We start from the raw sequence: 26198 nt of genomic DNA, 5'->3' as shown, positions 1-26198 counted from the left end.
AGATGAGTACTGGCGGGAAAGAGGGCGGGACCCCAAACATCCCGAGCGTTGGCCGTGATCGGAGCCGCTGGGCGCGGCGAAGACAATCGGACGCTGGAAGACAAGGGTAAGGACGATGAGCGGCATTGACGACCTCATGGCAGAGTCCAACGACCGTTGGGCAAAAGCCAAAAGGAGAGCCCAAGGCATCGAGGACAACGGCCTCGGCGACGCCGTGAAAACCTATTACACTCGCTATTTCCCGGCCGGATTCTTGATCCTGGTCACGGCAGGGACCATCGGCGGAACGCTGGCATTCCCAGGCATACGGGAGAGATGGCCGACCTTTCTAGCCTTCGGGCTTGTCCTTGGATTTCTAGGTGCCCTGATCGGGGGACTGGTCTACAACGCGAAGAAAGTGGTACCTGCAGCCAACGTGGGGCGGATCGACGTGCTGCTTTCCCTGGCGAGCGAGGAACAAAAGCAGGTCCACCGTCAGATCACAGGGAAGGCACCGCTAGATCCGGAACACCTTGCGGTCACCCGCGCCGCCGCAGTGCAACTACGAAAGCGCCTTGCCACGCAACTGTTCCTGCAACCGCTGTTTCCGCTCATCTTCATCCCTCAAGGGATAAACTTTGCCCTGCGCGGTGACACTGCAGTGGCTTGGCTGATGGCAATTGGTGCGGGAGTAGCAGTGGCCGGGGTTGGGTTACTCGTACGGGACTTTCGGCGGGCGGGCCGGTTCCTGACACAAACAGCCGAGCAGGCCGTCCCGGGCAACGCGTCGCCCTGAGGCAGCTGTCGCGAGAAACCCTGCGACATGAAGAAGGAAGGCTCCGTCGTTTGAATCGACAGAGCCCTCCTTGAATCACCCAGCTCATCGGAACGAACAGACCCATAAGCTGGTGTCACCGCTTAATTGCGGCTCCAACGTTTGGGGTGCAGTTCAATGCCAGCCCTTCCTTCCATATGGGGACGGCCGCCTGATTGCTCGGGCCGATCAGATCAACTTCGAGAGCTGTTCGTTCAAAAGCTACTCCGCAAACTACCGATAGCCTTTCTTCTGCCGCCGATGTCCTGTGTGGGGGAGGGGTACGACACGAAGGGTCTCCACAGCGTTTGCTGTTGATCCATATATGGTTGCGGCATGGCCGAGCTGATCGCACCGACTGAACGCCTGTACGCAGCCTGGCTCCAGGGCCATGCCGAGTGGGGTGCCGGACTCCACGAGAATGGGTTCGGGTTGCTGGCAACCGATGAGGTCGGCTCGCTGCCCGGGTTCCGGATCTGGGTGGCACGGCTTGCCGACGAGTCAGGTGGTACTTGTTGGTGGATCGTGGAGGATGACCAAGTCCTGGGCGGGATCGCGCTGCGGCACCAGAACCACGAACTAGCGGCACGGGCCGGACATATCGGCTAGGGCATCCGGGCCTCCTCGCGGACGAGGGTTGGCTACTTGGGCCTAGGTCAAGTACTAGATGAGGCTCGGGGGTGCTCGGCATGGACCGGGTGATGGTCGTCTGCGAGGCCGGCAAGGGAGCCTCTGCCAAGACGATCGAACGCCAAGGCGGCATCCTAGAGGTGGGCCGCGACAGCGAAAACGAGGCTGCGTGGCGCTATTGGATCAGAATCAGCGAGCCGGAACGATAATTTTCAGACGAGCTCGAACCTGCCGTTGCCTAACATCAAAAAACGTCAGGCGAATCAATCGTTCATGCATCTAGGGCTCAGAGGGCATCGAGAGCAATAGACCAGAGGCATATGCCTAGCTCGGTTTCTTCCCCAGCATTCGTTGATGCTGCCTGAACCGCTTGCTGTACTTGGGTCGGCCGGACTTCAAATCGCCGTCGATGTTCCGCAGCCACCGCACCTGCGCCCCGTCCCGAAATGATATCCGAGGCGCTTCCATGCTCCGGTACTTGGTCTCCTCGCCAGGGTGCAGCACCTGTCTGGCTCCCTGCTCAATCTGTCGGCCACCGTGGTCGTAGAAGAAGACGTCGTAGACCGACTCGTCGCTGTTGTTTCGGATGTGGAACCAGCGATCGTCCATCAGCTCATCCGGAAGGAAGTACCTGGAGTAATAAGCGATACGGCGGGCATGAGAGGTGCGACGGAGCTTTGCATCTCTGCGGATGACGTAGAAGGTGGCGAAGGCCGAGCCAGCGAAGACGGCTGACGCCCACTGTCCAGCGGTTCCCCAAGTTGACGGGTCGAGTTCCATGCGATCAGTCTTTCAGAGACCTCTGAGGGGTTTCGCCAAACAAGGAGGAGAGGCTTCCGGCTATTGATGGAAAAGCTACTGGGCAGGTTACCGGTAACTCTCTCCGAATCGCGTGGTGTCCATTGTGGGGGAGGGGTACGACACGAATGGGTTGCAAACCCCTCGAAAGGGGTTCAGTGCCGCTTTCGCAGCGCCAAGCTCACAGCGCCAATTGCCCCGGGCGGGGATCCTCACTCCAGTTGCAGCATGATGTTCTTGTCGGCGTCTACAAAAACCGGGTAGGTCTGCAGCGGCGGGGCTCCGGTGGTGGAACATCCAGTATCCAGAGCGAACGCGTGCTGGTGGAGGGGGCACAAGACCTCCCGCTGGTCGATGGTGCCGTCAGCGATGGGGCCGCCCCGATGCGGGCAGACGGCAGAGACAGCCCGTAGGGAACCGTCACGTAGGCGGAACACAGCAATTTGCTGGCTGTTGACGCCGAAAGACCGGCCTTCCCCGACCGGCACCTGCTCGATCGGCCCGAGCCTGTGCAGCTCCCCGCTTGACGTATCGGAAGTCATCGGACCGGCACCTGGGGGAGGACCTCAAGCGGAAGCGAGGTACGGAACTGCCCGGGAGTGAACGGGTCGCCGCGTTCAGTCCAAGGGTCAACGTAGTTGCCGATGGACGCCTGTATGGCCGCATCCAGCTGGGCTCCCAGCCCCTCAGCGTCATCAACAATCACGGAGCGGAGGTGCTCGATGCCCACACGGGGAACAAATGAATACGTCCGCTCAAGCCAGTTGGCCCGCTCCCGGTAGTACTGCATAAAGCGGCCCGTCAAGAGCTTCACAGCCTCAGGACTGTCCACTGTGGCCAGCAGATCTCCCCTACGGATGTGAGCGCCCGCAGCGCCGCCGATATAGATTTCCCAGCGGCCGCCGTCGACCGCCACCACGCCGACGTCCTTGACCAAGGACTCTGCGCAGTTCCGCGGGCAGCCGGAGACTGCCAGTTTCAGCTTCGCGGGGGACTCGATCCCCTGGAACCTGGATTCGATCTCGATGCCAAGCTTGGTTGAGTCGCCGGTTCCGTAGCGGCAGAAATCCTTCCCCACGCACGTCTTCACGGTGCGGAAGCTCTTGCCGTACGCGTAACCGGAGGGCATGTCCAGGTCAGCCCAGACTTTCGGGAGGTCCTCTTTCCGGATCCCCAGGAGGTCGATCCGCTGCCCACCGGTCAGCTTCACCATCGGAACGCTGTACTTGTCCGCGACGTCGGCAATCCGGCGGAGCTGGTCCGGCGTCGTAACCCCGCCTTTCATTTGGGGCACCACCGAGAAGGTGCCGTCGCGCTGAATGTTGGCGTGGACGCGGTCGTTGATGAACCGGGCATCACGCTCGTCGATGTACTGGTCTGCCCACATCATTTTCAGCAGCGACGCCAGGCCCATCTTCGACTTCGCGTCCTCCGCACCGCCCGGGGCCAGCGCAGCAAAGACCGCGGAGACGGAGCGGAGCCCCTGCTGCCGGATGGCCTTCATCAGCGCGGCCTTCTCCAGGGGCACCCCCGGCACGTAATAGCCGGAAGCGGGATCCTCCGCCACGGCGCCGTCAGCGGCCCATTCCACCACCTGCCGCACCAGCAGCTTGCACGAGCCGCAGCCCTTTCCGGCCCGCGTGGCATCCATAACGCCTGCTACGGTGTTGCAGCCTCCCTTGACGGTTTCCACGATCGCTTTCTTGCTGACGCCGTTGCAGTTGCAGACCTGGGCGTCCGGATCCAGCTCAGCCACACCCGCTTCCTCACCGGGGCCGCCAATATCGAAGAGCAGGGACACCCGTTCCTCCGGCAGCGGCAGCCCACGGTCGAACGCCTGCGTCAGGTAGGCCACCTTGCGGCTGTCTCCCAGGAGCGTCGCGCCCACAATCTTGCTGTCCCGGATCACTATGGACTTGAAAACACCGCGGCTGGGCTCCGAGAAAACAACGTGCTCGTCAGTGTCACGTTCCGGGGCCTGCAGCCCCATGGAGGCGACGTCGACGCCGGCCACCTTGAGTTTGGTGGCCGTCCGGGAACCGAGATAGGCCGACGACGGATCAGCCCCCGTGACGTGGTCGGCCAGCACGGCGGCCTGCTCCCACACTGGTGCCACCAGCCCGTACACTTCGCCGCGGTGCTGGACACACTCGCCCACGGCATAGATCTCGTCCTCGTCCGGTACCCGCATCTGGTCATCAACAACAATCGCGCGCTCCACCGGCAGCCCGCTGGTGACGGCGACGTCGACGTTGGGCCGGATCCCAGCAGCAACTACCACCATGTCGCACGCGATGTCCGGCTTATCCCGGAGCTGGACGCCCTGCACCTTGTCCGTTCCCAGGATTGCTGTTGTCCGGCTGCTGGTGTGGACTTTGATTCCGAGGGCCTCGACGCTGCGCCGCAGGACGGCGCCTCCGTCCGGACCCATCTGCGTATTCAGCAGGTGCCCGCCCGAGTGAACCACTTCGACGTCGATACCGTGGCTTTGAAGACCGCGTGCGGCTTCCAGGCCCAGCAGGCCGCCGCCGATCACAACGGCACGGTGATGATGGTCCTGTTGGGCGTACGCCACCATGTTCTGGGTGTCGTCGATGGTGCGGAAAGCGAAGATCCCTGGGCGCAGGAGTCCGCCCGCGGTGTACAGCCCGTCCACTGCGGGCATGAACGAACGGCTGCCCGTGGCAATGATCAGGACGTCGTAGGGGGTTGCCCTCCCGTCGTCGGAAAATACCAGCTTGGCGAAGCGGTCGATCCTCTCCACCCGGATTCCTGCGTGAAGGGTGATGTTGTTTTCCTGGTACCAGGCCAAGGAGTTGAGAAAGATGTCACCGGCATCCTCGTCGCCGGACAGAACATGGCTGAGCATGATGCGGTTGTAGTTGCCGTAGGGTTCGTCCCCGAACATGGTAATCCTGTGCTGGGCGCCCCCGCCGCGGGCCAGGATCTCCTCCACTGCACGGGCTCCGGCCATGCCGTTGCCGATCACCACAAGCCGACGGCGGGAGTCCTTGGTTACGGACCGGGCGGCCCTGCTGGCCATGGCGGTCATCAGTGCTCCACCATGCCCAGATCCACCACCACTGAGCCGGTGACCCCCGTATCCGCCAGCAGCCTCAGCTCAATCAGCGAACCGCCGTCGATGTCCTCTACTACGCGCAGCGGTACATGGACATCACCTTTTGCTCCGATCGGGAAGTACCGCAAGGGGATGCCGTCCCTCATAAGTGCCACGGTGATCAGCTCGGGAGAGGAGTTGCCACCGCGGAAGTAGAGAATCTGGTTGATGACCCCGTCGGGAACGAAATGGGAGAGCTGGCTGTGAATGGGGACGGGTTTATCCAACCCGGCTCCCACAAAGGGGAAAATGCCTTGGAGGAAGAGGTTCTTCAGATTCATGGGCAGACCCTTTCGGCAAGTGGTGCACTTATCCCGGCATAGGGCCATCCTGCGCTCGCCGTGTTACAGCCTTCTGCGGGCTGTGTAATTTCCGCTTAACACCTTTCTCACCACAGCATCTACTGCTACCCAGTTGGAGGAGCGGAAGCGGTGGCGATGCAGGGTAAGGTCCAGCCGGATGCTAAGCTGGTGGAACTTGATGTGCAGTGATGCCCACTTTTGAACCGGTTCATCAACCGGTTCCCCGAAGGATTTATCCGGAAGGGAGTGGGTTTTTTCATGTGAGAGGCACATCCTGCGTCGATGAACGCGTTCTATTTGGTCCCGACTTCCGCCCTTGCAATATGGCAGCAGCCTGGTTGATCACCTGACTTTTCTTCGGCGAACCCCTGAGCCAACCGGCGTTGGGGGCCGATATCCGCATGGATACCGCCTGAAAGACCTTTGAAACACATGACTACTTTCGCTGCCCTCGGCACGCCCAAGGCACTCGCCGACACCCTGACAGCCCAGGGGATCGTGGAACCGTTCCCCATCCAGGTCAAGACTCTTCCGGACACCCTGGCCGGACGCGACGTCCTTGGCCGCGGCCGCACCGGATCCGGCAAGACCATTGCCTTCGCTATCCCGCTTGTAGCAAGACTCGCTGAGCGGGAAGCCAAGCACTTCCGCAAGCCCGGCCGCCCCATGGGCCTGGTTCTTGCACCCACCCGTGAGCTGGCCACCCAGATCAACGCAACCATCGAGCCGCTTGCCAAGGCTGCCGGGCTGAACACCACCGTGATCTATGGCGGCATCTCCCAGGCGCGCCAGGAGAAGGCACTCCGCGCCGGCGTCGACATCGTCATCGCCTGCCCCGGACGCCTCGAGGACCTGATCCGCCAGCGCATCCTGACCCTTGAAGCCGTCGAGATCACCGTGCTGGACGAGGCCGACCATATGGCTGACCTCGGCTTCCTGCCCGTCGTGAAGAAGCTCATGGACATGACCCCCAGCCAGGGCCAGCGCCTGCTGTTCTCGGCCACGCTGGACAACGGTGTGGACAAGATCGTCCAGCGTTACCTGTCCAACCCGCTGACGCACTCCGTTGACGATCCGCAGGCCGCCGTGACCACCATGGAGCACCACGTGCTGGTGGTCAACGACCAGACCGTCAAGAAGCAGCTGATCGTTGAGCTCGCCTCGGGATCCGGCCGCCGCGTCCTCTTCATGCGCACCAAGCACCACGCCCGCAAGCTTGCCAAGACCCTGACCGACGCCGGGATCCCCGCCGTCGATCTTCACGGCAACCTTTCGCAGAACGCCCGTGACCGCAACCTCGCCGAGTTCTCCAACGGCGACGTCCGCGTCCTGGTGGCCACCGACGTCGCCGCCCGCGGTGTCCACGTGGACGACGTCGAACTGGTCATCCACGTTGACCCGCCCACCGAGCACAAGGCGTACCTGCACCGTTCAGGCCGTACGGCCCGCGCGGGTTCTGACGGAACTGTGGTCACGCTGACCCTGCCCGAGCAGCAGTCGGACGTCAAGAAGCTGATGAAGGCTGCCGGCGTCGAGGTTAACTTCGAGCGCGTCACCGCCAACTCACCCCTGGTTGCTGAACTGGTGGGCGAAATGGCCGACAAGATCGATCCCCGCACCCGCGCAGCTCTCCTTGCTGCCAAGGCGCAGCAGCAGGGCGGTGGCACCTCCACCGGTGCCAACGCCGAGCGCAAGCGCGCCCGCCGATCCACCCAGGGTTCTCCCACTGCCGGTGGCCGTGGTGGACGTGGCGGACGCGGACGCGTTTCAGCTGAGGCGCCCCGCACCGACCTGCCCCGCGCCGAGCGTCGTGCTGTGGCCTACGAAGGCCAGGCCGCTGCCCGCAATGCTGCAGAGCGCGTCACCGAGCGCAACGAGGACCGCCTGGATGCCGAGCGCGCTGCCCGTCGCAGCGCCCGCACCCGGACGTCTGCGTACAACTCTCACCGCAATGACGTTCCCGCGGCAGGTGGCCGTGCAGCGGCTGGCCGCGGATCGGACGGACGCGCTGCTGATACCCGTGGCGGCGCAGCCCGCTCCGGCGCAACAGGTGGCCAGCGTGGCGGACGTCCGGCAACCGGCCAGCGTGCCGCAGGAACGGGTCAGCGTGCCGCTGCCGGCGCCAAGTCGGGCGGAAACGCTGCCGTCTGGTCCTCGAACACGGGTGGCACCTCCGGCGGATCCTACTCGGGTGGCGGCAACGGCGGCTCGAAGTCCGGCGGCAACGGCGGCTCAGGCCGTCCGGCGCGCAGCGGCCCCCGTCGCGCCTCCGCTCCGGCATCGAACGAACGCCGCGGCCGCTAAGGTCTTCTGGCTATAAGAATTACCCCGCCAAAAAAAGGACGGCCGCACCCTGGATCCAGGGTGCGGCCGTCCTTTTTCGTAGCGCGTCTCAACGTCCGGGCGCCACCCGGGCCGTTACCAGCCGCGGGCGCGCCACTCCTCCAGGTGCGGACGTTCGGCGCCCAGGGTAGTCGGCTTGCCGTGGCCCGGGTGCACCACAGTGTCATCCGGGTAGACGTCAAACAGCCGCTCGGTGACATCGGTGATCAGCTGCTTGAACCGCTCGGGATCCTTCTGGGTGTTGCCCACTCCGCCCGGAAACAGGGAATCCCCCGAGAAGATGTGGGCCGGTCCCTTCGGGTCCTCATAGACCAGTGCCACCGAGCCCGGGGTGTGCCCGCGCAGGTGCACGGCCGTCACATCGAAGCCGTCAAAGTTGCCCACGTCCCCATGGTCCAGCAGTACATTGACGGGCACGGGCAGTTCCGGAGCGTCATCAGTGCCGGCCGCTGTTTTTGCACCGGTGGTTTTCACGAGCTCCGGAAGCGCCCGGACGTGATCCCAGTGCTGGTGGGTGGTGGCGATCAGTGCCAGCTTGGGTGCGGCAGCAGTATCGGCGGCCGCGTCAGAGAGCAGGTTCAGGATCGCAGGCAGGTCATCCGCGGCATCGATCAACAGCTGCGCGCCGGACTTCTTGGCGGTGAGCAGATACACATTGTTGTCCATCTGGCTGACGGAAATGCTGCGGATGGTGATGTCCCGGAGTGAGTGAATGAGCGTGTCCATGCGCTATTCACGCCCCTGCGATACCCACTTCGGGTCAGCGGACCGGGAGCCGACGACGGCGTCCGCAGCGGCGTCGAGCGTCTCCAGTTGTGATGGGGTGAAGTCCAGTGAAAGCGCCCCCAGGTTCTCGTCGATCCGGTGCGCCTTCCGGGTACCGGGGATCGGCACGACCGGCAGGCCGAGACGCCGGCCGTGGGCGAGCAGCCAGGCGAGGGCAACCTGTGCCGCAGTTGCTCCCAGATCCTCAGCAACAGACTGCACGGCGGCCACCACCCCTTGGTTCGCATCAGCAGCGTCTTCGGCAAAACGGGGGATCCGGCGTCGGAAGTCAGTGTCGGAAAGCTGGGTAGCGTCCACGGTTCCGGTCAGGAATCCGCGTCCGAGCGGCGAGTAGGGGACAAAGCCCACTCCAAGCTCGCCAGCCGCGGGAACCACGTTCTTTTCCACGTCGCGGCTCCAGATGGACCATTCACTCTGGACTGCCGCGATGGGGTGAATGTTGTTGGCTTCCCGCAGCTCAGCAGCGGTCACCTCGGACAGACCAAGGTGCCGGACCTTGCCCTCGCGAACCAGCTCTGCCATGGCCTCAACGGTTTCCGCTAGCGGAACGCGGAGGTCCCGGCGGTGCATGTAGTAAAGGTCGATGGTGTCCGTGCCCAGACGGCGGAGACTGTTTTCCACTGCTTGCTTGATATAGGCGGCATCCCCTCGAATGCCGGTGTAGCCATCGTGCGGGTTCCCGACGATGCCGAACTTGGTGGCGAGCTGGACTTCACCCCGCCGCTCGGCCAGCAGTTGCGCGATCAGTTCCTCATTGCTGCCTCCGCCGTAGATATCGGCGGTGTCGATGAAGCTGATTCCCGCATCCACAGCGTGATGAAGGGTACGCAGGGCATCGACTTGATCCACTTCTCCGTAAACCGGCGTCAACGCCATCCCGCCAAATCCCAGTGGGCTGACCTTGAGGCCGTCGCCGAGCTCTACTGATGCTGCAGTCATAATGCGCTCCGTTCGCTGCTCTGAAGTGTTGTCCCAGCCAAGAACCCCACGGCCGGTCAAGGTATTCCGTCATCGTAGAAGGCGTCCCTTAGGACCAGCTGATGACCCGGTCTGCAAAGGCCTTCGTTTTTTCGATCAGCTCTGCGTTGGCCTGGTCAGAACCGCCAGCCCACGCTTCCGCCGCGCTCCGTTCCTTGCCGAACAGCACGTGACGTTCCACAAGCCGTGACATCCGGATGCTGGCCGGGACCTCGATAAACCAGACCTCGTCCAGTTGGGCTCTGACTTCGCGCCATTGCGGGTGGTCCGCGAGCAGATAGTTTCCCTCGGTGATCACCAGGGGAACCGCCGCAGGAATGGCGATGGATGCAGCCACCGGTTCGTCAATGGAGCGCCGGAAGTCCGGGGCGTACACCACGTCCTCATCCCGCCGCCTGAGCCTCTGCAGCAGCGAAAGGTAACCGCCGACGTCGAACGTATCAATGGCGCCTTTGCGCTGCTTCAGGGGCGTGCCGTCGATAATCGCGTTGCCCAGGTGGAAGCCGTCCATGGGGACCACCACGGAGGTTTCGGGACCGAAGGCGTCCCGGAGGTAGGCAGCAAACGTGGACTTACCCACTCCCGGGGAGCCCGTGATGCCCAGCAGGGTCCTGTTCCCCGCCTCGATCCGGTGGCGCAGCGTATCCATTGCCAGCGCAATTTCGGGAGAATCCATGCCAAAATCCTAGTGCTCCGGACGCTCCAGCCCAGTTACTGTCCGGCGCCTGCCCCTGACGCGGCGTGCCTCCCGCAACACGCCGACAGGGGCTCGACTAACTGGGCGGGAGCGCATCCGGGTCCGCCGGACCATGGCCCGGCAGCATCTTCAGCCCCGCCGCACAGGCAACGATTCCAGCGATGAACAGCAGCTTCAGCGGACTGGCCGGTTCGACGCCGGTGGCCATCGCCCACCCAACGGTCAGGGCCGCACCGATTCCCACCCAAACCGCGTAGGCAGTCCCCAGCGGAATCTGCTTCACGGCCAGGCCGAGGCCGAGCATGCTCAGGGTTGCCGTGACTGCGAAAACCATGGTGGGCAGGGGCCTGGTGAAGCCGTCGGATAAGCCAAGGGCGGTGGCCCACACGGCTTCGAGAACGGCCGAAGCCAGTAGGACACCCCAGGCAATTGCGGCTTTCGAGAGCATCACGCCACCACTTTCAGGCCGACGACACAGGCTGCAATCCCGCCGAGCAGCAGGAGCCGCGCCGCCGTCGCCTGTTCCACTTTGGTGATGATCGCGTAGGCGCTGGTCAGCACAACTCCCACGCCCACCCACACCGCGTAGGCAGTGCCGGTGGGGATGGATTGCATGGCGATGGCCAGTCCGCCAGTGCTCGCGATGACGGAGGCCAGGAACAGCAGGGCGGGAAGAGCCCGACGGCGGCCTGTGGCTTGGAAGGTCCGGTGCAGGGCAGCGGCCCAGACGGCCTCAAGCGCACCGGAGAGGATAAGAATTATCCACGACATGACAGATCCTTTGGCCAGTCTTGTCGCGTGCCGGGTACTGAACCGTCGTCCGGAGGGTCCGGTGCGGACCCTTCATTCCAGCCTAGCAACGCCCGACGCCGGCGGGCCAGTTTTCGTGGCCAACCTCACCACCCGCTCCCTTAGCCTCCTCGGCGTCCAGATCCCTGTTTCCTGCTGGGACCTTGGCCCTTGGATCGCGCTGCTATGCGCCGGGATTTCCCGCGCCGCGAGCGAGGCTGGCGGTGGATTCGCGCGGAATGAGTTGGACGGGTAACCGGTGATTTCCTGTACGCGGCTTTCCCGAGATGGCGGCCTGGAGTTCCTCCGCCACTGCCCGGCCCATCTCTTCGAGGTTCATGTCCACTGTGGTCAGGGGCGGCTGGGATGTGGTGCTGAACAGTTCCCAGTTATCGAAGCCCACCACCGCGACGTCGTGTGGTACGGATATTCCGCCATTTCGCAGTTCGTCCACGACGCCGCGGGCGATTTGGTCGCTGCCGCAGAAGATCCCGTCCACGGGCAGCCCGGAATTGAGGAGCGCCTGCACGCCTTGACGGCCCCACCGTTCACTCCAGTCCCCGTACAGCACTTCGCCGGTGACCAGCCCCAGCCCGTGGTTCTTGAGGGTTTCCACCGCCGCGTCCCCACGTTCGGTCGCTGCGTCATAGCGGGGTTCGCCGTTGAGCATCGCAATGTTTCTCCGGCCGCGGGCCACCAGATGGTCGATGGCCAGCCGGGCACCCATGGCGTTATCCGGCGTGTAGGAACAATCGGTTTCCACAACGGAGGGTGTGTAGGCGTACACCACGGGGACGGGGACGTCAGCAGAGATTGATTGGCGGGGATTGGCGTCTGCACCCAGGACGATGATGCCATCCACGCGCTTGGCAACCAGCGTCTGCAGGAGGAACTGTTCCCGGACCCTGTCGTTGCGTGCGTCGCTGATGATCACGGAGGTGGAGCCGGCGCCGAACGCCTCCTCCACGCCCATCAGGATGGGCAGGACGAACCTGCTCGACAGGTCTGCAGTGAGCACTCCGATGGTGCCTGTGACCGGAAAGTTGAGCGCCTGGGCAAACGGATTGGGCGTGAATCTCAGCTGTTCGGCGGCGTCGAGCACCCGCTTGCGTGTGGCCTCGTTGACGTGGTGCCTGCCGTTGAGCGCCTTCGACGCGGTTGCCACCGAAACGCCGGCTGCCGCCGCCACATCGTTGAGTACCGCCCGTTTGCTGGTCTTCGCCATCACGTCCCCTTCGCATTCGTCATCTCCATCCTTGCACAAACGGAAAAGTTTCGGGAAATGATCAAGCGTCCTTTCGCAGCCATTTCCGAAAGCGCTGGACTGACCGTTGACCAGCGCCATTTTCACTGGTACGTTTTCCGGCAGAAACTAGTTTCGGAATTTTCGGAAAACGAAGGCTACGGTCTTGTGGAAATTGGCGGAACAGTCGGTCTTGCAGTCAGCAGTCATCTTTCAACGGAGAAAAGGACAATCAGCCGTGTCGAAAAAATTTACCCAGATAGCCTTTGCCACTGTCGGGGCGTTGTCGCTGGCTTTAGCTGTCACTGGTTGCTCAGGAACAACCGGGCAGGCAACAGCCTCCCAGGAGGGCGGCGGAAGCTTCACTGTCTGGGATCCCTATCCCCAGCATGACGCGTCATCGGCTTGGGCCAAGCGGATCGACAAGTGCGGACAGGAAGCCGGCGTAACCATTGCCCGCACGGCCTACGACACCCAGGCTCTTACCAACCAGGCACTCCTCGCCGCGCAGGAGGGCAAGTCCGCCGATGTAATCCTGCTGGACAACCCTGCAGTTTCCACCCTGGCTGAAACCGGGGCGCTGGTGGACATGAAGACCGCGGGCCTGGATACCTCAGCCATCGAACCGAACCTGCTCGCGGCCGGTGAGCTGGACGGCGAGACATTCGGCATCCCGGTAGGGGCCAACACCTTGGCCCTTTATTACAACAAGGACATTCTGGCCCAAGCCGGCGTTGACCCCGCTTCCATCACCAGCTGGGATTCACTAACCGCAGCCCTGCAAAGCATCAAGGGTTCCGGGCACAAGGGCATTACCTTCGCCGGTATTGGCACCGAGGAAGGCTCCTTCCAATTCCTGCCGTTCTTCTGGGGCTCCGGGGCGAAGCTGAGCGCTCTTGATTCAACCGAAGCGGTCAGCGCGCTTGACCTGTGGAGCTCGTGGGTCAAGGACGGGTTGGCGCCCAACTCGGTGATCAATAACTCTCAGAACACGACGTGGGAGGAGTTCCTCACCGGTGACTTCGGTTTCGTGGTCAACGGCACGTGGCAGGTCAACAGCGCCGCAAAGGCCGGCTTCGCCACCGGCTACATCCCCATTCCGTCCAAGGCCGGTGGCCTGGCGCCAGCCCCTACCGGCGGCGAATTCTTGCTCATGCCCGTCCAGAAGGATGAAAGCCGCTACGCAACGTCGACACAGATCGTGGAGTGCATGAGCACCACTGAGGGTCAGGTGGAAACTGCCAACACGTTCGCCTACTACATCCCTGCGACAGTCCCGGGCCAGGAGCTGCTGCTGAAGGAACACCCGGAGCTGAAGGTATGGGTGGAGGCGGTAAACGAGGCCAAGGGCCGTACCAGCGACAACCTGGGCACGGACTACCCCGTGATCTCGGAACAACTCTGGACCGCCGTCCAGAATTCCCTCAGTGGCGCCCAGTCATCCCAGGATGCGCTCAAGGCCGCCCAGCAGAAAGCCGCGGCCGCCACCGGCAAATAGCCCGGGGCCAGGAACATAGAACGGACAAGATGATGACTGTGACCCACACGGCTGAGAGCCGGCCGGACGTGGGGAAGAAGGCGGACGCTGCAGTGCCGGGAAACCGGCGGCAGCGTTCGCTTGGCCCCCGTATCGCGGCAGCGCTTTTCGCCGCACCACTGCTGGTGTACCTGCTCGTGTTCTACGCGTTCCCGCTGTACCGGAACATTGAACTGAGCCTTCACGATTACACCCTCCGGGCTTTTGTGCAGGGCAAGGCTGAGTTTGTGGGCCTCGACAACTATCTTGCCGTTTTCAGCAGCAGCACCTTCGTAACAGCCCTCACCAACACGGCGGTCTTCACGGCAGTTTCCCTGGTGTTCCAGTACGCCCTGGGCCTTGCCCTTGCAGTGTTTTTCAGGAGCAGCTTCCGGCTGTCCTCCGTGTTGCGGGGCCTGTTCCTTATCCCGTGGCTGCTGCCGCTGATCGTTTCTGCATCAGCCTGGTCCTGGATGCTCAACAGCGACAACGGGATAGTCAACGCTGCGCTGGTGGGCCTGGGGTTCGAACCGCTCAACTGGTTGACCAGCCCAGGGTTGGCCCTGACATCGGTTATTATCGCCAACATCTGGCTAGGCATCCCCTTCAACCTGGTGATCCTCTACTCCGGACTGCAGAACATACCCAAGGACTACTATGAGGCGGCCGCACTGGATGGCGCTTCCTCTTGGAAGCAGTTCTGGAACATCACCTTCCCGCTCCTTCGGCCGGTTACGGCCATTACTCTCCTCCTGGGCCTGGTCTACACGCTGAAAGTGGTGGACATCATTTGGATCATGACCTCCGGTGGCCCGGGTGACACGTCCACCACGTTCGCCACCTGGTCGTACCGTGAAGCCTTCGGCACGGGGACGCCGGACTTCAGCCCCGCAGCCACAGTAGGAAACCTGTTGATCCTGATAGCTCTCGCCTTTGGCCTGCTCTACCTTCGGGTGCAGAAAAACCAGGAGGAATCATGACCGCCACACGAACCTGGTGGAAAACGGGCCTCGGCCTCATCTTCACCGCTCTGATGCTGTTCCCGGTCTACTGGATCGTGAACGTGTCCTTTACCCGGACTTCGGACCTGCGAAAGTCCCCACCCAGCCTGCTGCCCCTGAACCCGACGCTGGAAGGCTACACCGCAGCCCTGGACCAGCAGCTGCCGCACCTGACCACCAGCCTGATCCTCGGCGTCGCCACCGTAGCTCTTACCCTGGTTATCGCTGCCCCCGCTGGCTATGCCATGTCCCTCCTGGTCTTGCCGGGGCGCAATGCCTTGGGCTTTGTCCTCCTTGTGGCGCAAATGATCCCGGCGGTGGTGATGGCCATGGGGTTCTATGCCATATACCTCCGACTGGACCTGCTCAATACGCTGCCGGGCCTGATATTGGCGAATTCCACGGTGGCGGTGCCGTTCGCGGTGCTGCTCTTCAGAGCGTTCATGTCCGGGATTCCGCGCGAACTGATCCAGGCGGCCCGGTTGGACGGCGCGGGTGTGTGGCGAACGTTCACCATGATCGTGCTGCCCATCAGCAGGAACTCGATCCTCACGGTGTCGCTGTTCGCTTTCCTCTGGGCCTGGTCCGACTTCATTTTCGCGTCAACGCTCAACCGCAGCGGTGACCTGATTCCCATCACCCTGGGCATCTACCAGTACATCGGCAACAACACCACCCAATGGAACGCCATCATGGCCACCGCCGTCATTGCATCCGTTCCTGCCGCCATCCTCCTGGTGATCGCCCAGCGCTACGTCGCGGCCGGAGTCACAGCCGGCGCCGTCAAGGACTAGCGCACCCCCGAACATTCCGCAGTGCCACCGCAGCATCGCGCACCGGCCCTTCCGAACCTGCGGCATGCCCCGGCCTTTGCCTGTCTACACCAACCCCATTTACCCCTGGAGATTCCTCGTGACCATCACCAACCTGTCCCTGATCGGCGGTCCAGTCCAGCCCAGCACCGCCACTCTCCGTCCCCTCGGCGCCCATGAGGTCAGGGTGGCAGGCGGCTTCTGGGGTGCACTGGTTGATCTCAATTCGCAGGTCATCCTGGCACACTGCGAAAACTGGATGGAACGCATTGGCTGGATCGCCAACTTTGACCGGGCGGCAGAAGGCACCGTGGCCACGAACCACTCGGGCATCGAGTTCGTGGATTCCGAGGTCTACAAGCTCCTTGAGGCCATGGCCTGGGAACTGGGACGTGGGCACCAGCAGGACCTGGCGGACCGGTATGCCGCCCTCGTGGCCCGGGTGGCCGCCGCCCAGGACCAGGACGGATACCTCCACACCAGCTTCGGCCGCCCCGGCCAGCGCGACCGGTATTCCGATCTGGAATGGGGCCACGAACTGTATTGCTTTGGGCACCTGATCCAGGCGGCAGTCGCGCGCCTGCGCACCGGGCACGACGACAAACTGGTCACTGTGGCCCGCCGGCTGGTTGACCATGTGTACCGGGAGTTCGGCCCTGACGGGCGGCCGGCAGTCTGCGGACACCCGGAGATCGAGCCCGCCCTTGTGGAGTTCGGCCGCGCTACCGGAAGCGCGCAGGCGGTGGAACTGGCGCGGCTGTTCGTGGAACGCCGTGGGACCGGGACACTGGCCACCATCGAATGGGGCCAGGAATACTTCCAGGACGACATGCCCGTCCGTGACGCCACCGTCCTGCGGGGCCACGCAGTTCGAGCCCTGTACCTCGCTTCCGGGGCGCTTGACGTAGGCACCGAGGCCAATGAACTTGGTCTCATCCATGCCGTTGAACAGCAGTGGGCCAACACGGTGGCCAAGCGGACCTACATTACGGGCGGTATGGGGTCCCACCACCAGGACGAAGCCTTCGGCGCGGACTACGAGCTGCCCTCGGATCGCGCCTACTCTGAAACCTGCGCGGGCATCGCCTCTGTGATGCTCAGCTGGCGCCTGCTGCTGCAGACGGGTGATTCCAAATACGCGGACCTGATGGAACGGACGCTGCTCAACAACATCCTGGCTTCCCCGCGCGAGGACGGTCGCGGCTTCTTTTACACCAACACGCTGCACCAGCGGACAGCCAGCACGGTCCCGGACGACGACAGCATCAACGTCCGCGCGCTGTCCACCCTTCGGGCGCCCTGGTTCGAGGTTTCCTGCTGCCCCACCAACGTGGCCCGCACTCTCGCCAGCGTGGAGCTCTACTTCGTCACGGCTACCGGGGACGCAGTCCAGATCCACCAGTTCGGTGACATAGACATCCGCACCACTTTGAACGGCGCCGGCGACGTTGCCCTTTCCGTGCGCACCGGATATCCCCACGACGGCAGCATCCGGGTTGAGATCCTCGAGGCCCCGGACCGCGAGTTCGGAATAGACCTCCGGATCCCGTCATGGGCCACCGACGCCCGGATGAGCCTCAATGGCCAGGACGTGCCCGCGCGAGGGGTTCTCCGGCGTCATTTCCTAACCGGCGACGTGGTGGCCCTGGTACTGCCGATGGAGCCGCGCATCACGCACCCTCACCCGCAGATCGACGCAGTACGCGGCACCGTCGCCGTGGAACGCGGACCTCTCGTCCTGTGCGCCGAGGATGTGGACCTCCCCGCCGGCTACACGGTCAACGACATCGCGTTGGACGCGGCGCACGGCCTGCGCACCACATCCGACGGTTGCACTGTGGCGCGCGCACACCTGCGTCATCCGTCAGCCGCCGACTGGCCCTATGCAGACCACGACGAAACCGCCTCAACCGGAACCGTGGACCTGAACCTGATGCCCTACTACACGTGGGGAAACCGAGGTCCGGCCACCATGCGCGTCTGGATTCCCGCCGCAGAGCCCGGTTCCGCCATCCCTGCAGCACCGGACCGAAAGGAGAACTGAAACAGGGCAGTAACCGGCCGGGCAGCACCCGGCCGGGCAGCACCCGGCCGCCAATCTCACCTACGCAATGGAGCAATACGTGAAGAAAAACCGCTTAGTCCTCGGGGCAGCCGCCATGGCTGTCCTTGCTTCCTCTCTGGCCGTCCCAGCGCCGCCGGCAGAAGCCGCCGGCAATACCCTCGTGGTGGACGCCGCCTCGCCCATCCGCCCGGTTACCCGCGTGGGTGCCGGCGGCTTGTACGCCCTGGCAACCGCAACGGATCCGGCTCCTGGTCTCCTGACGCCGTTGCGTCTGAAGCAGCACACGCAGCCGGCTCCTGGAGTCCTGCAGTTGGGCAATGGTGCCACCTCACCTACCGGGGACATCCTTAAGACCGCCCCGCAGTTCACGTCCGACGGCGCGCAGTCCTACGCGCGGATGCCTGACGTATACCCCGACTTCCCGTACCGCTGGATCAGCTGGGCGGACTGGGAATCCAAGGTCAACACCATGGTCAAAGCAAGGATGGACGCCACGGGCACCACCAACATCAACGGCTGGGAGCTGTGGAACGAACCTGACTGGACCTGGGATACTACCAAGGCGGGTCCCTTCCTCGACGGCTGGACCCGCACGTTCCGCCAGGTCAAGCTCCAGGACACGGTGACGCCCATTGTCGGGCCAAGCTACAGCCGCTATGAGAGTCAGTGGCTGCGGGACTTTCTCACGCGGGCGAAGGCAGACAACACGCTGCCTGACGTCATCTCCTGGCACGAACTCGAAGACGGAACCTGGAATGCGGTGGATGAGCACGTAGCCGATTACCGGGCGATTGAACGCTCTTTGGGTATTTCCCCACGTCCTATTTCCATCAATGAGTACGGTTCGCCCAACCAAGTGGATTCGCCCAGCGTGGCTGCTCACTACATTGCCCAGTTCGAACGCACCGGCATCAAAGACGCCGAGCGGGCCTACTGGTACGAGTCCGGGACTGTGGGCGGCCTGGTCTGGAACAACCGCCCCACCGGTTCCTACTGGCTCTACAAGTGGTACGGCGAAATGGCAGGCAACATGCTCGCCGTCACGCCTTCCGGTGACCTGGATGGCTTCGCGTCCTACGATTCCAGCCGCAAGATTGTTAACGTGGCCTTTGGTGGGACTTTTGGCGATAACGCAGTGCAAGTCAAGGGTCTCTCCGGATTCGGTACCTCGGCCAAGGTCACCCTGAATTACACTCCGCGCTCGGGTCGGCAGACCAACGTCGATGCACCCACCACGGTCTCCACCACAACAATTCCAATCACCAACGGCAGTATCACTGTTCCCGTGACTAACCAGGACTACCTGGGCGCGTACCAGATCGTGGTAACTCCTGCGGCCGGACCCACCACCAGCTACCAGCAGGTCTATGAGGCGGAGAATGCCACCGTAGTGAACGCCAGCATCCTCAGCGCCGCCTCCGCCTCGAACGGTTCCTACGTGGGCCGCATCGACGGTGCAGCAAACGCGCGGAACAGCAGCTTCGTGGACTTCGTGGTTGAAGTCCCCGCTGCGGGTGCGTACTCCATGGCCATCCGCTACGCCAATGGCGGAACGGGAACTGCGACGCAGGGTCTGGCCGCCAACGGCAGCCCGTTCACGCAGGTGTCCTACCCGAGTACCGGCAGTTGGGGCAACTTCTCCCAGAGTGTCACGGCCCCGCTGAGTCTCAAAGCCGGATTCAACACTATCCGGCTCGCCAAGGGTGCCCCGAACTATGGGGGCGGCACCGGGTTTGCCGAGATCGATTCCATCACCCTCACCCGCTAGACGGGCGAGTTGGGGCCCGGTTCTTTCCGTACGGAAGGGACCGGACCCCTTGATGCCCAGTGTGCCTGGATGCTCCGGCGGACCTAGAGCGTGCCGCCTGCCGCTTCCGGTGCCGAGGAGTCGTGGCCGCCGTCGCCGACGGTTTCGCGGGCGATGAAGTTCTCGATGTCGAAGAGGTTGTCCGCCCGCTGGGCAATGTTCAAAAGCGTGGTCATGGATGCCACCTCCTCCACCTGCTCCTTCAGGAACCAGAGCATAAACTGCTCGCCGAGGGCGTCGTCCTCGGAGCGGGCAGCACGGAACATGTCTTCGATGTTCTTGGTGACTTCCTTCTCCTGCTTCAGAGCGAGCGCCAACGGCTCGGTCACGGAAGTGAAGTCATTGCGGACGGCGGGAATGCCGGGGATGTTCACGGGAAGGTCCCGGTCCAGCATGTACTGCACCATCATCATGGCGTGATTCCGTTCCTCAACGGATTGCCGGTAGAAGTACTTGGCAAGTTGGGGCAGGTCCTGGTTCGCAAACCATGTGGCCACCGCAATGTATTGCTGGGAGGCCGAGAATTCGTTGCCAACTTGAGTGCTCAGCAGATCGTTGAAGGATGCTTTTCTCATGGACCGAGTCTAGGGTTTGTCCGGCGGAACTTGCCAGAGCGACTCTTCAGCCTGCGGATGGGGCCGGATCCACGCTGTCGATGGACACCACGGCCAGGAAACCCCGGCCAAGGATTTCCGGCGTCTCGCTATCAGAACCGACGACGGCGTCATAGCGGCCCAGCGGCTCCGCCCCGCCGTCGGGACCCGTGCTGGATGAAGCCGTGCCCGTTAAAGCTGTACCACCCGGAGTGACGGTCGCCTGGCCATGCAGCAGGACGCCGAGTTGGCCACCGAAAACGGGGTGGGCGCGTTTCTTGGACAGCTCGATGATGGAGGTGTATCCCTTGAACAATCCCTTGCGGGTAACCACGTTGAGGGCCTGGACGTTGCCCGTCGGGAGGGTGGCCGAGGAAGGGGCGTCACCGGAAAACCGGAAAGGCCGGTGCTTCTCCAGGGGCTGCTCCGCACCGTCCACATTGAGCAGCAGCAGTTCGCCGTCGATCACAGTCAGCACGCGGTCTGTGCCCGCAAACGCGGAAAATGGTCCCGCTTTGGAGATCTCGGCGATACTCACGCGCCAGTCCCAGGCACCATCCTGGGCGGAGGCAGCCTGCGGGTGGCTGGCGAGCTCCCTGGTCACCCCGCCGCCGTTGCGCCATGGTTGGGGTTTCAGCTCGGAATAACGGATGATCTCCATCCGCCCAGCCTAACGGGACAGGTAGGAACCGGATCAATGGGTCAGCGGCCGATGCGTTGCGAGTAGGCCTGCCAAATGAAGAACAAGAAGAATGCAAAATAAAGCACCAGGAAGATCAACTGAGCGCAGAACCAGCCGATGGCAACCCAGGCCACTACTTTCGTATTCTGGGCGTTGATGCCATAGGCCTCGGCCTTTTTTGCCTGGGCAAGGGCCAGAGGACCGAAGACGATGCCTAAGAAGACAATGCCGATGACGGCCAGGACCAGCCCATCCCGGGCGTGTTGCAGGCCTTGCATGTGGTAGCGGAACTGGCCCCACGACAATGGCTGCTGGTCGGGATACTGGGCCGGGCTCTGTCCGGCAATGGGGAGCTGGCCTCGTCCCTCGAAGGACTGCGGGGTCTGCTGTGCTCCCTGTCCCGCATCCGGTGCTTGTTCATGCTGCATTTGGACTCCTCAACCTATCGAGTCGAACCACTGGACCACGCTGTTGCCGCCGTAGGCGCGGGCCAGGGTTTCCTGCAGCCCTTCGGCCTGCTGCGCGGCGAGGTCAAGCTCGGCAACGGAGGTCATGATCCCGAGGGCGCTTTCCTCGTGCCCCTCGGCGTAGTGGACACCGGGAGAAGTGGAACGGTGCCATTCGGCGAGCTGCCGGAGGGTCTGTTCAATGGCTCTTTGGGTTTCAAGGAGCTCACCCAAAACCACGTAACTGTCGGAGGGCCGGCTCAGGCTCCTCGTGGAGTGCGCAAGCTGGAAGGCGGCTTCCGCCATCCGCTCCGCAGACCGGCGCGGATCATCTGTTTCGGTCACGGTGACTTCCTCTCCACGGGATGGGTGCCGCTTAGGGTTCATTGTGCACCATGGGCAACCCGCTGCCGCCGATTGCTTGCTAACGTCAGATGAGCAAGAAAATGGAAGGAGCCCGATGTTCGTCAAAGTGTGTGGTCTCAGTACCCCGGAATCGGTCCAGGCTGCCGTCCAGGCCGGTGCGGACGCCGTCGGCTTTGTCCTTACCAGCAGTCCCCGCGAAGTGACTCCGGCGCAGGCACTGGAGCTGCTGGCGCACGTTCCCGTTGGCGTACGGGCCGTAGGCGTCTTCAGGCATGAACCGGTAGACCAGGCGATTGGGCTGGCCCGGCAGGCAGGCCTGGAGTGGATCCAGCTTCACGGCGAGCGGACTCCATTGGACGTCAAAACAGCGCACGACGCCGGAATGAAGGTTATCCGGGCGGTCACCATGAGTGCCACTCCTGACGCCTTCACGAACTGGGGTGAGGAACTGCTCCTGATCGACGCGGCCGTACCTGGCTCGGGCGAGGCCTGGGACTACGCATCGGTCCTGGCCAAAGGACTCGAAGACCGCGTGTGGCTGCTCGCAGGCGGACTGGACCCCTTCAACGTGGCCAATGCGGCGAGAGAGGCAGGGGCGCGGGGAGTGGATGTCTCCTCCGGCGTCGAAAGTTCCCGCGGTGTTAAGGACCTGGCTAAAGTCACTGCTTTTGTCAGGGCCGCAAAAGGCTAGATGTATTGACCACGGACATTAGTGACGCTCGGCGTGGTTTGGTGACATGAAGAAGACCTCCGGGTGGAGTGGGGCTTGTCTAGAGTCCAATTCCACGCACGGAGGTCTTCATGTCCCACCCTAACGCTTTCCTGTCCCCACGTGGCAGGCTGCACCTCGCGCAATGTGTTGTTGAGCAGGGCTGGAGCCTGCGCCGCGCAGCTGAGCGGTTTCAGGTCTCGGTACCCACGGTTGCGCGCTGGGCACAGCGTTACCGCGAGCACGGTCCGGCCGCGATGACCGACCGTTCCAGCCGGCCGCACTCCTCGCCGCAACGGACCGCAAGGCGTACGGAGCGGCGGATCATTGCCGTGCGCGTGAACCGCCGGTGGGGTCCGGCAAGAATCGGGTATCTGCTGGGCATCCACCCCTCCACCGTGCACCGCGTCCTCTCCCGCTACCGGCTGGCGAAGCTGACCTGGCTGGACCGAGGCACAGGACGAGTGATCCGCCGCTACGAACACGCCCACCCCGGAGACCTGGTCCACGTTGACATCAAGAAACTCGGCAGGATCCCCGACGGCGGCGGGCACAGGGCCCTCGGCAGGGCCACCGGAATACAGAACAGGACCAGGACCCCGTCCAACCGAAGGCCCGGCTACCACTACCTCCACAACGCCGTCGATGACCATTCTCGCCTGGCCTACACCGAAATCCTCACCGACGAGACAAAGGAAACCGCAGCAGCGTTCTGGCAGCGAGCCAACGCGTGGTTCCAGTCCCGTGGCATCACGATCCAACGGGTTCTGACCGATAACGGAAACTGCTACCGGTCCCGCCTCTTCGCCGAGGCCTTGGGCCCGGATGTCAAGCACAAACGCACGCGCCCCTACCGGCCCCAAACCAACGGTAAAGTCGAACGGTTCAACCGCACCATGCTCGAGGAATGGGCCTACGCCCGCCCCTACCGATCAGAAACTGAGCGTGTTGCCGGATTCCCGGACTGGCTCCATGCCTACAATCACCACCGAGCCCACACTGCCCTCAAAGGTCAGACACCGGCCAGCCGCGTCACTAACCTCTCCGGTCAATACAGCTAGACTGCGCCTCCGCTAGCGGGAATGAGACTGCCGCCCGCTTTGTTGCCGTTCCCATGAAGCGCATTGGATTTCTCTCCTTCGGCCACTGGGGAAATGTTGAGGGTTCACGCACCCGGACCGCGCGCGATGCCCTGCTCCAAGGCATAGAACTTGCTGTAGCCGCCGAGGAACTGGGAGTGAATGGCGCCTTTTTCCGGGTCCACCACTTCGCCCGCCAGCTGGCCTCACCATTCCCGCTTCTTGCCGCCGTCGCTGCCCGGACCACCCGGATCGAGATGGGCACGGCCGTCATTGACATGCGCTACGAAAACTCGCTGTATATGGCCGAGGAGGCAGCCGCCACTGATCTGATCAGCGGAGGACGCCTGCAGCTCGGCATCAGCCGTGGTTCACCGGAACCGGCCCGGGACGGCGCCGCTGTTTTTGGCCATGTCCCGATCGAGGGCGAAACTGCCGCTGACATGGCGCGCCGCCATGCAGCAGTCTTCCGGCGGGCCGTCACAGGCGCCGGAGTTGCCGAAGCTGACCCGCGCTACGCCGGAGGGGCGACCGGACTCTTACCCGTCCAGCCCAATTCTCCCGGCCTCGGCGAGCGGATCTGGTGGGGCGCCGGAACAAGGGCAACGGCTGTCTGGACTGCGGAGCAGGGGATGAACCTCATGAGCTCCACCCTGCTGACCGAGGACACCGGTGTGCCGTTCGACGAACTCCAGGCCGAGCAAATCAGCATGTTCAGGAAGGCCTGGGCTGATGCCGGTCACGGGCACGAGCCGAGGGTCTCCGTGAGCCGGAGCGTGCTGCCCTTGGTGGATGACGAGGACCGGCGGTATTTCGGGCTCAGCGCCCTGCGGGAAACGCGGGACCAGGTGGGAATCATTGACGGGTTCACGGCACGGTTCGGCAAGAGCTACGTGGGGGAGCCTGATGTGCTGGCCGAGCAGCTCGCGGCCGATTCCGCAGTCCAGGCCGCTGACACACTGCTGCTCACGGTCCCCAACCAGTTGGGGGTCGACTACAACGCCAAGCTTTTGGGGAACATCGCGAGGCACATAGCCCCGGCCATCGGCTGGAAGCCCAACACTTCAGGTTAGGGGCAGGTGGGTGCGGGCGCTTCGCTAGTGGCTGGCCCTGTCAGACCGTGGAGTCCGAGAGGCTTTTCACTGCGGACGCCAGGATCTGGATCGCTTCCTCGTATCTCTCAGGCTGCGGGCCAGAGTAGTTCAGGCGGATGAACTGCCCGGAGGGTTCCTCAGGAAACCATTCCGGCCCCGGCGAGATCAACAGACCATTGGCCTCACAGCGTTGGGCCAGTTGCAGGGTATCCACGGAGTCGGGAAGCTGGAGCCAAAGGTTCATCCCGCCCTTGGGTATGCGGGTGATTGTTTCCTTCCCGAGGTATTTGGTGACCAGGGCTGCGAGGTCGTCACGGCGCTGACGCAACTCCCTGATCCGTTGCTTGTTGTGGGAGTGCCATCCAGGCTGGGTCACAACGTCTAGCGCTGCTGACTGAAGGAACCCGCTGACGTAAAGGTGGTCAACCGTCCTGTCGGTCTGGATCCGCTGCATGGCTGGACCCTTTGCGATGATGGCCGCGACGCGGATTGACGGGGACACGCTCTTGCTCAGGGACCGCACGTACACCACATGACCATCTGCGTCGTCGGCGGCTAGCGGTTTGGGGGTCGAATCGATGGCGAAGTCATGGGCCCAGTCATCCTCGACGAGAAACGCGCCAGTGTCCCGCATGACATCCATAACTGCCTCGGACTCAGCTTCGGTCCACTGGTACCCGGTGGGGTTGTGGAAATGGGGTTGGGCGTAAAACACTCTCGCGCCGCTCGAGCTGAGGGCGGTCCTAAGGATTTCGGGGTCGGGGGCGGCGGAACCGCTGGAAGCGATGGGGATGATGCGCAGCCCGGCCTGCCGGGCAGCGGCAATCGCTCCCCAATAGGTAGGCGACTCCATGACAATCGCACCGTCACGGGCCGTAAGGGCACGGAAGATGGACGAGAGTGCACTTTGCCCGCCGGGGGTGATGACGACGTCGTTCTTGTCCGGCGCCGGTCCGCCCCTCCGGGAACCGGCAGCCAACTCGCTGGCGAACCATCTCCGTAGTTCGGGAAGGCCTGCTGCAGCAGGCCGAACCTCAATGGCATCGGAACGGCTTGACCTGATGAGCGCCGCGCGAAGAAGGCGCAACGGCACAAGCTCCGAGGTCGGATAACCGGTGTGCAGGGCAATAGCGCCATCGGGGAGCGAGGACATAATGGAACCGAACTGAGAGGTTCTGTGGGCAGGTCCCAGGGCAGTGGTCTGCCAGCTGAAATCTGACTTCCCTTTCGGCCGCTGGGCGGCGACGAAGTTACCTGATCCCGGCCGGGTTTCGATCAACCCCTCACTCACCAGGTTCTGAACTGCGCTTTGTACCGTTACCGGGCTCACGGAGAGCTCGGCAACGAGACTCCTGGTCGAGGGCAGTTTCGTTCCGGGCCGCAGGCCGCCAGATAGCTGCCGCAGATACTCTGTTGTCCGCTTGCTGCTACTGCTATCGTGGTTCATGAAAGACAACAATAGCGCTACTGTCCATCGGAAGAAAGCGCTACTCTCCCGCCAGGCCTCTTTAGCGCCGATTTTCCGCGAACCCTCCCCGGTCGTAAATCACG

General features: G+C 63.3%; 27 protein-coding genes and 1 riboswitch. Of the genes, 12 read left to right on the top strand and 15 right to left on the bottom strand.

Annotated features, from left to right (window positions below; all coding sequences use genetic code 11):
* Positions 1-115: 115 nt before the first annotated feature.
* The 3 genes from M1D88_RS18930 (at position 116) to M1D88_RS18920 (ending at position 1632) form a co-directional block, all read left to right on the top strand.
* Positions 116-775, top strand: a complete 660-nt coding sequence (locus M1D88_RS18930) for a hypothetical protein (protein WP_458112271.1) — start codon at positions 116-118, stop codon at positions 773-775.
* A 354-nt stretch (positions 776-1129) separates the two neighbouring features.
* The gene (locus M1D88_RS18925; RefSeq protein WP_458112270.1) at positions 1130-1402 is read left to right on the top strand and encodes a hypothetical protein; all 273 of its coding nucleotides are present in this window, start codon (positions 1130-1132) and stop codon (positions 1400-1402) included.
* A 71-nt stretch (positions 1403-1473) separates the two neighbouring features.
* Complete coding sequence (locus M1D88_RS18920; protein ID WP_458112269.1) at positions 1474-1632, top strand: hypothetical protein; 159 nt, start codon at positions 1474-1476, stop codon at positions 1630-1632.
* Between the two features lie 115 nt (positions 1633-1747).
* On the opposite strand, the gene M1D88_RS18915 is transcribed toward M1D88_RS18920, so the two are convergent.
* From M1D88_RS18915 to M1D88_RS18900, 4 genes are all read right to left on the bottom strand, one after another.
* Positions 1748-2203, bottom strand: a complete 456-nt coding sequence (locus M1D88_RS18915) for a hypothetical protein (RefSeq protein ID WP_458112268.1) — start codon at positions 2201-2203, stop codon at positions 1748-1750.
* A gap of 230 nt (positions 2204-2433) precedes the next feature.
* Positions 2434-2763 (bottom strand): Rieske (2Fe-2S) protein, encoded by a 330-nt coding sequence (locus M1D88_RS18910; protein ID WP_458112267.1) that lies wholly within the window; start codon positions 2761-2763, stop codon positions 2434-2436.
* The gene (gene nirB / locus M1D88_RS18905; protein ID WP_458112266.1) at positions 2760-5273 is read right to left on the bottom strand and encodes a nitrite reductase large subunit NirB; all 2514 of its coding nucleotides are present in this window, start codon (positions 5271-5273) and stop codon (positions 2760-2762) included. The genes M1D88_RS18910 and nirB overlap by 4 nt, the downstream gene beginning before the upstream one ends.
* The gene (locus M1D88_RS18900) at positions 5273-5620 is read right to left on the bottom strand and encodes a molybdopterin oxidoreductase (protein ID WP_309107313.1); all 348 of its coding nucleotides are present in this window, start codon (positions 5618-5620) and stop codon (positions 5273-5275) included. Before M1D88_RS18900 ends, nirB begins: the two co-directional genes overlap by 1 nt.
* A 453-nt stretch (positions 5621-6073) precedes the next feature.
* Between M1D88_RS18900 and M1D88_RS18895 the strand changes: the two genes are divergently transcribed.
* Positions 6074-7945, top strand: coding sequence for a DEAD/DEAH box helicase (locus M1D88_RS18895; RefSeq protein WP_309107312.1), 1872 nt, complete (start codon positions 6074-6076; stop codon positions 7943-7945).
* A 114-nt stretch (positions 7946-8059) separates the two neighbouring features.
* Here M1D88_RS18895 and M1D88_RS18890 read toward each other — a convergent pair whose 3' ends face one another.
* The 6 genes from M1D88_RS18890 to M1D88_RS18865 all read right to left on the bottom strand — a co-directional run bounded on the left by M1D88_RS18890 (position 8060) and on the right by M1D88_RS18865 (position 12459).
* Entirely contained in the window at positions 8060-8710 is a 651-nt protein-coding gene (locus M1D88_RS18890; RefSeq protein ID WP_458112265.1) for an MBL fold metallo-hydrolase, read from the bottom strand.
* Between the two features lie 3 nt (positions 8711-8713).
* Entirely contained in the window at positions 8714-9709 is a 996-nt protein-coding gene (locus tag M1D88_RS18885; protein ID WP_458112264.1) for an aldo/keto reductase, read from the bottom strand.
* Positions 9710-9797: 88 nt separating this feature from the next.
* Positions 9798-10424, bottom strand: a complete 627-nt coding sequence (locus M1D88_RS18880; RefSeq protein ID WP_458112263.1) for a nucleoside/nucleotide kinase family protein — start codon at positions 10422-10424, stop codon at positions 9798-9800.
* Between the two features lie 97 nt (positions 10425-10521).
* Positions 10522-10893, bottom strand: coding sequence for a DMT family transporter (locus tag M1D88_RS18875; RefSeq protein ID WP_458114574.1), 372 nt, complete (start codon positions 10891-10893; stop codon positions 10522-10524).
* A complete protein-coding gene (locus tag M1D88_RS18870) occupies positions 10893-11216 on the bottom strand; it encodes a DMT family transporter (protein WP_458112262.1) in 324 nt (107 codons plus the stop codon). The genes M1D88_RS18875 and M1D88_RS18870 overlap by 1 nt, the downstream gene beginning before the upstream one ends.
* Positions 11217-11225: 9 nt before the next feature.
* Positions 11226-11291: riboswitch (guanidine-III (ykkC-III) riboswitch) on the bottom strand.
* A gap of 127 nt (positions 11292-11418) precedes the next feature.
* The gene (locus M1D88_RS18865) at positions 11419-12459 is read right to left on the bottom strand and encodes a LacI family DNA-binding transcriptional regulator (RefSeq protein WP_458112261.1); all 1041 of its coding nucleotides are present in this window, start codon (positions 12457-12459) and stop codon (positions 11419-11421) included.
* A 256-nt stretch (positions 12460-12715) separates the two neighbouring features.
* Here M1D88_RS18865 and M1D88_RS18860 point away from each other — a divergent pair, with 256 nt between their 5' ends.
* The 5 genes from M1D88_RS18860 (at position 12716) to M1D88_RS18840 (ending at position 19639) form a co-directional block, all read left to right on the top strand.
* Positions 12716-13975, top strand: coding sequence for a sugar ABC transporter substrate-binding protein (locus tag M1D88_RS18860; RefSeq protein ID WP_458112260.1), 1260 nt, complete (start codon positions 12716-12718; stop codon positions 13973-13975).
* A gap of 32 nt (positions 13976-14007) precedes the next feature.
* Positions 14008-14973, top strand: coding sequence for a carbohydrate ABC transporter permease (locus tag M1D88_RS18855; protein WP_458114573.1), 966 nt, complete (start codon positions 14008-14010; stop codon positions 14971-14973).
* Positions 14970-15788 (top strand): carbohydrate ABC transporter permease, encoded by an 819-nt coding sequence (locus M1D88_RS18850; RefSeq protein ID WP_458112259.1) that lies wholly within the window; start codon positions 14970-14972, stop codon positions 15786-15788. The genes M1D88_RS18855 and M1D88_RS18850 overlap by 4 nt, the downstream gene beginning before the upstream one ends.
* 118 nt (positions 15789-15906) lie before the next feature.
* Entirely contained in the window at positions 15907-17850 is a 1944-nt protein-coding gene (locus M1D88_RS18845) for a glycoside hydrolase family 127 protein (protein ID WP_458112258.1), read from the top strand.
* Between the two features lie 79 nt (positions 17851-17929).
* Positions 17930-19639 (top strand): CBM35 domain-containing protein, encoded by a 1710-nt coding sequence (locus M1D88_RS18840; RefSeq protein WP_458112257.1) that lies wholly within the window; start codon positions 17930-17932, stop codon positions 19637-19639.
* 83 nt (positions 19640-19722) lie between these two features.
* On the opposite strand, the gene M1D88_RS18835 is transcribed toward M1D88_RS18840, so the two are convergent.
* From M1D88_RS18835 to M1D88_RS18820, 4 genes are read right to left on the bottom strand one after another with little or no spacing between them, the layout of a single operon-like run.
* Positions 19723-20253: a ferritin gene (locus M1D88_RS18835; RefSeq protein WP_458112256.1), complete on the bottom strand. Its 531-nt coding sequence runs from the start codon at positions 20251-20253 to the stop codon at positions 19723-19725.
* Between the two features lie 46 nt (positions 20254-20299).
* Positions 20300-20932 carry a HutD/Ves family protein gene (locus tag M1D88_RS18830; RefSeq protein ID WP_458112255.1) on the bottom strand — a complete coding sequence of 211 codons (633 nt, stop codon included), beginning with the start codon at positions 20930-20932 and terminating at the stop codon, positions 20300-20302.
* Positions 20933-20973: 41 nt separating this feature from the next.
* Positions 20974-21381, bottom strand: coding sequence for a hypothetical protein (locus M1D88_RS18825; RefSeq protein ID WP_458112254.1), 408 nt, complete (start codon positions 21379-21381; stop codon positions 20974-20976).
* A 9-nt stretch (positions 21382-21390) separates the two neighbouring features.
* Positions 21391-21744: a hypothetical protein gene (locus M1D88_RS18820; protein ID WP_458112253.1), complete on the bottom strand. Its 354-nt coding sequence runs from the start codon at positions 21742-21744 to the stop codon at positions 21391-21393.
* A gap of 115 nt (positions 21745-21859) precedes the next feature.
* Here M1D88_RS18820 and M1D88_RS18815 point away from each other — a divergent pair, with 115 nt between their 5' ends.
* From M1D88_RS18815 to M1D88_RS18805, 3 genes are all read left to right on the top strand, one after another.
* The gene (locus M1D88_RS18815; protein WP_458112252.1) at positions 21860-22456 is read left to right on the top strand and encodes a phosphoribosylanthranilate isomerase; all 597 of its coding nucleotides are present in this window, start codon (positions 21860-21862) and stop codon (positions 22454-22456) included.
* A 110-nt stretch (positions 22457-22566) separates the two neighbouring features.
* On the top strand, positions 22567-23535 hold the full coding sequence (locus tag M1D88_RS18810) for an IS481 family transposase (RefSeq protein WP_458112251.1): 969 nt from the start codon (positions 22567-22569) through the stop codon (positions 23533-23535).
* A 53-nt stretch (positions 23536-23588) separates the two neighbouring features.
* Complete coding sequence (locus M1D88_RS18805; protein WP_458112250.1) at positions 23589-24626, top strand: LLM class flavin-dependent oxidoreductase; 1038 nt, start codon at positions 23589-23591, stop codon at positions 24624-24626.
* 40 nt (positions 24627-24666) lie between these two features.
* Here the strand turns inward: M1D88_RS18805 and M1D88_RS18800 are convergent, their stop codons facing one another.
* On the bottom strand, positions 24667-26094 hold the full coding sequence (locus tag M1D88_RS18800; RefSeq protein ID WP_458112249.1) for an aminotransferase-like domain-containing protein: 1428 nt from the start codon (positions 26092-26094) through the stop codon (positions 24667-24669).
* Between the last annotated feature and the right edge of the window lie 104 nt (positions 26095-26198).

The organism is Arthrobacter sp. R1-13 (assembly GCF_054161475.1).
The sequence above is the reverse complement of the archived record's forward strand: the minus strand, read 5'-3'. Positions and strand labels throughout refer to the sequence as shown.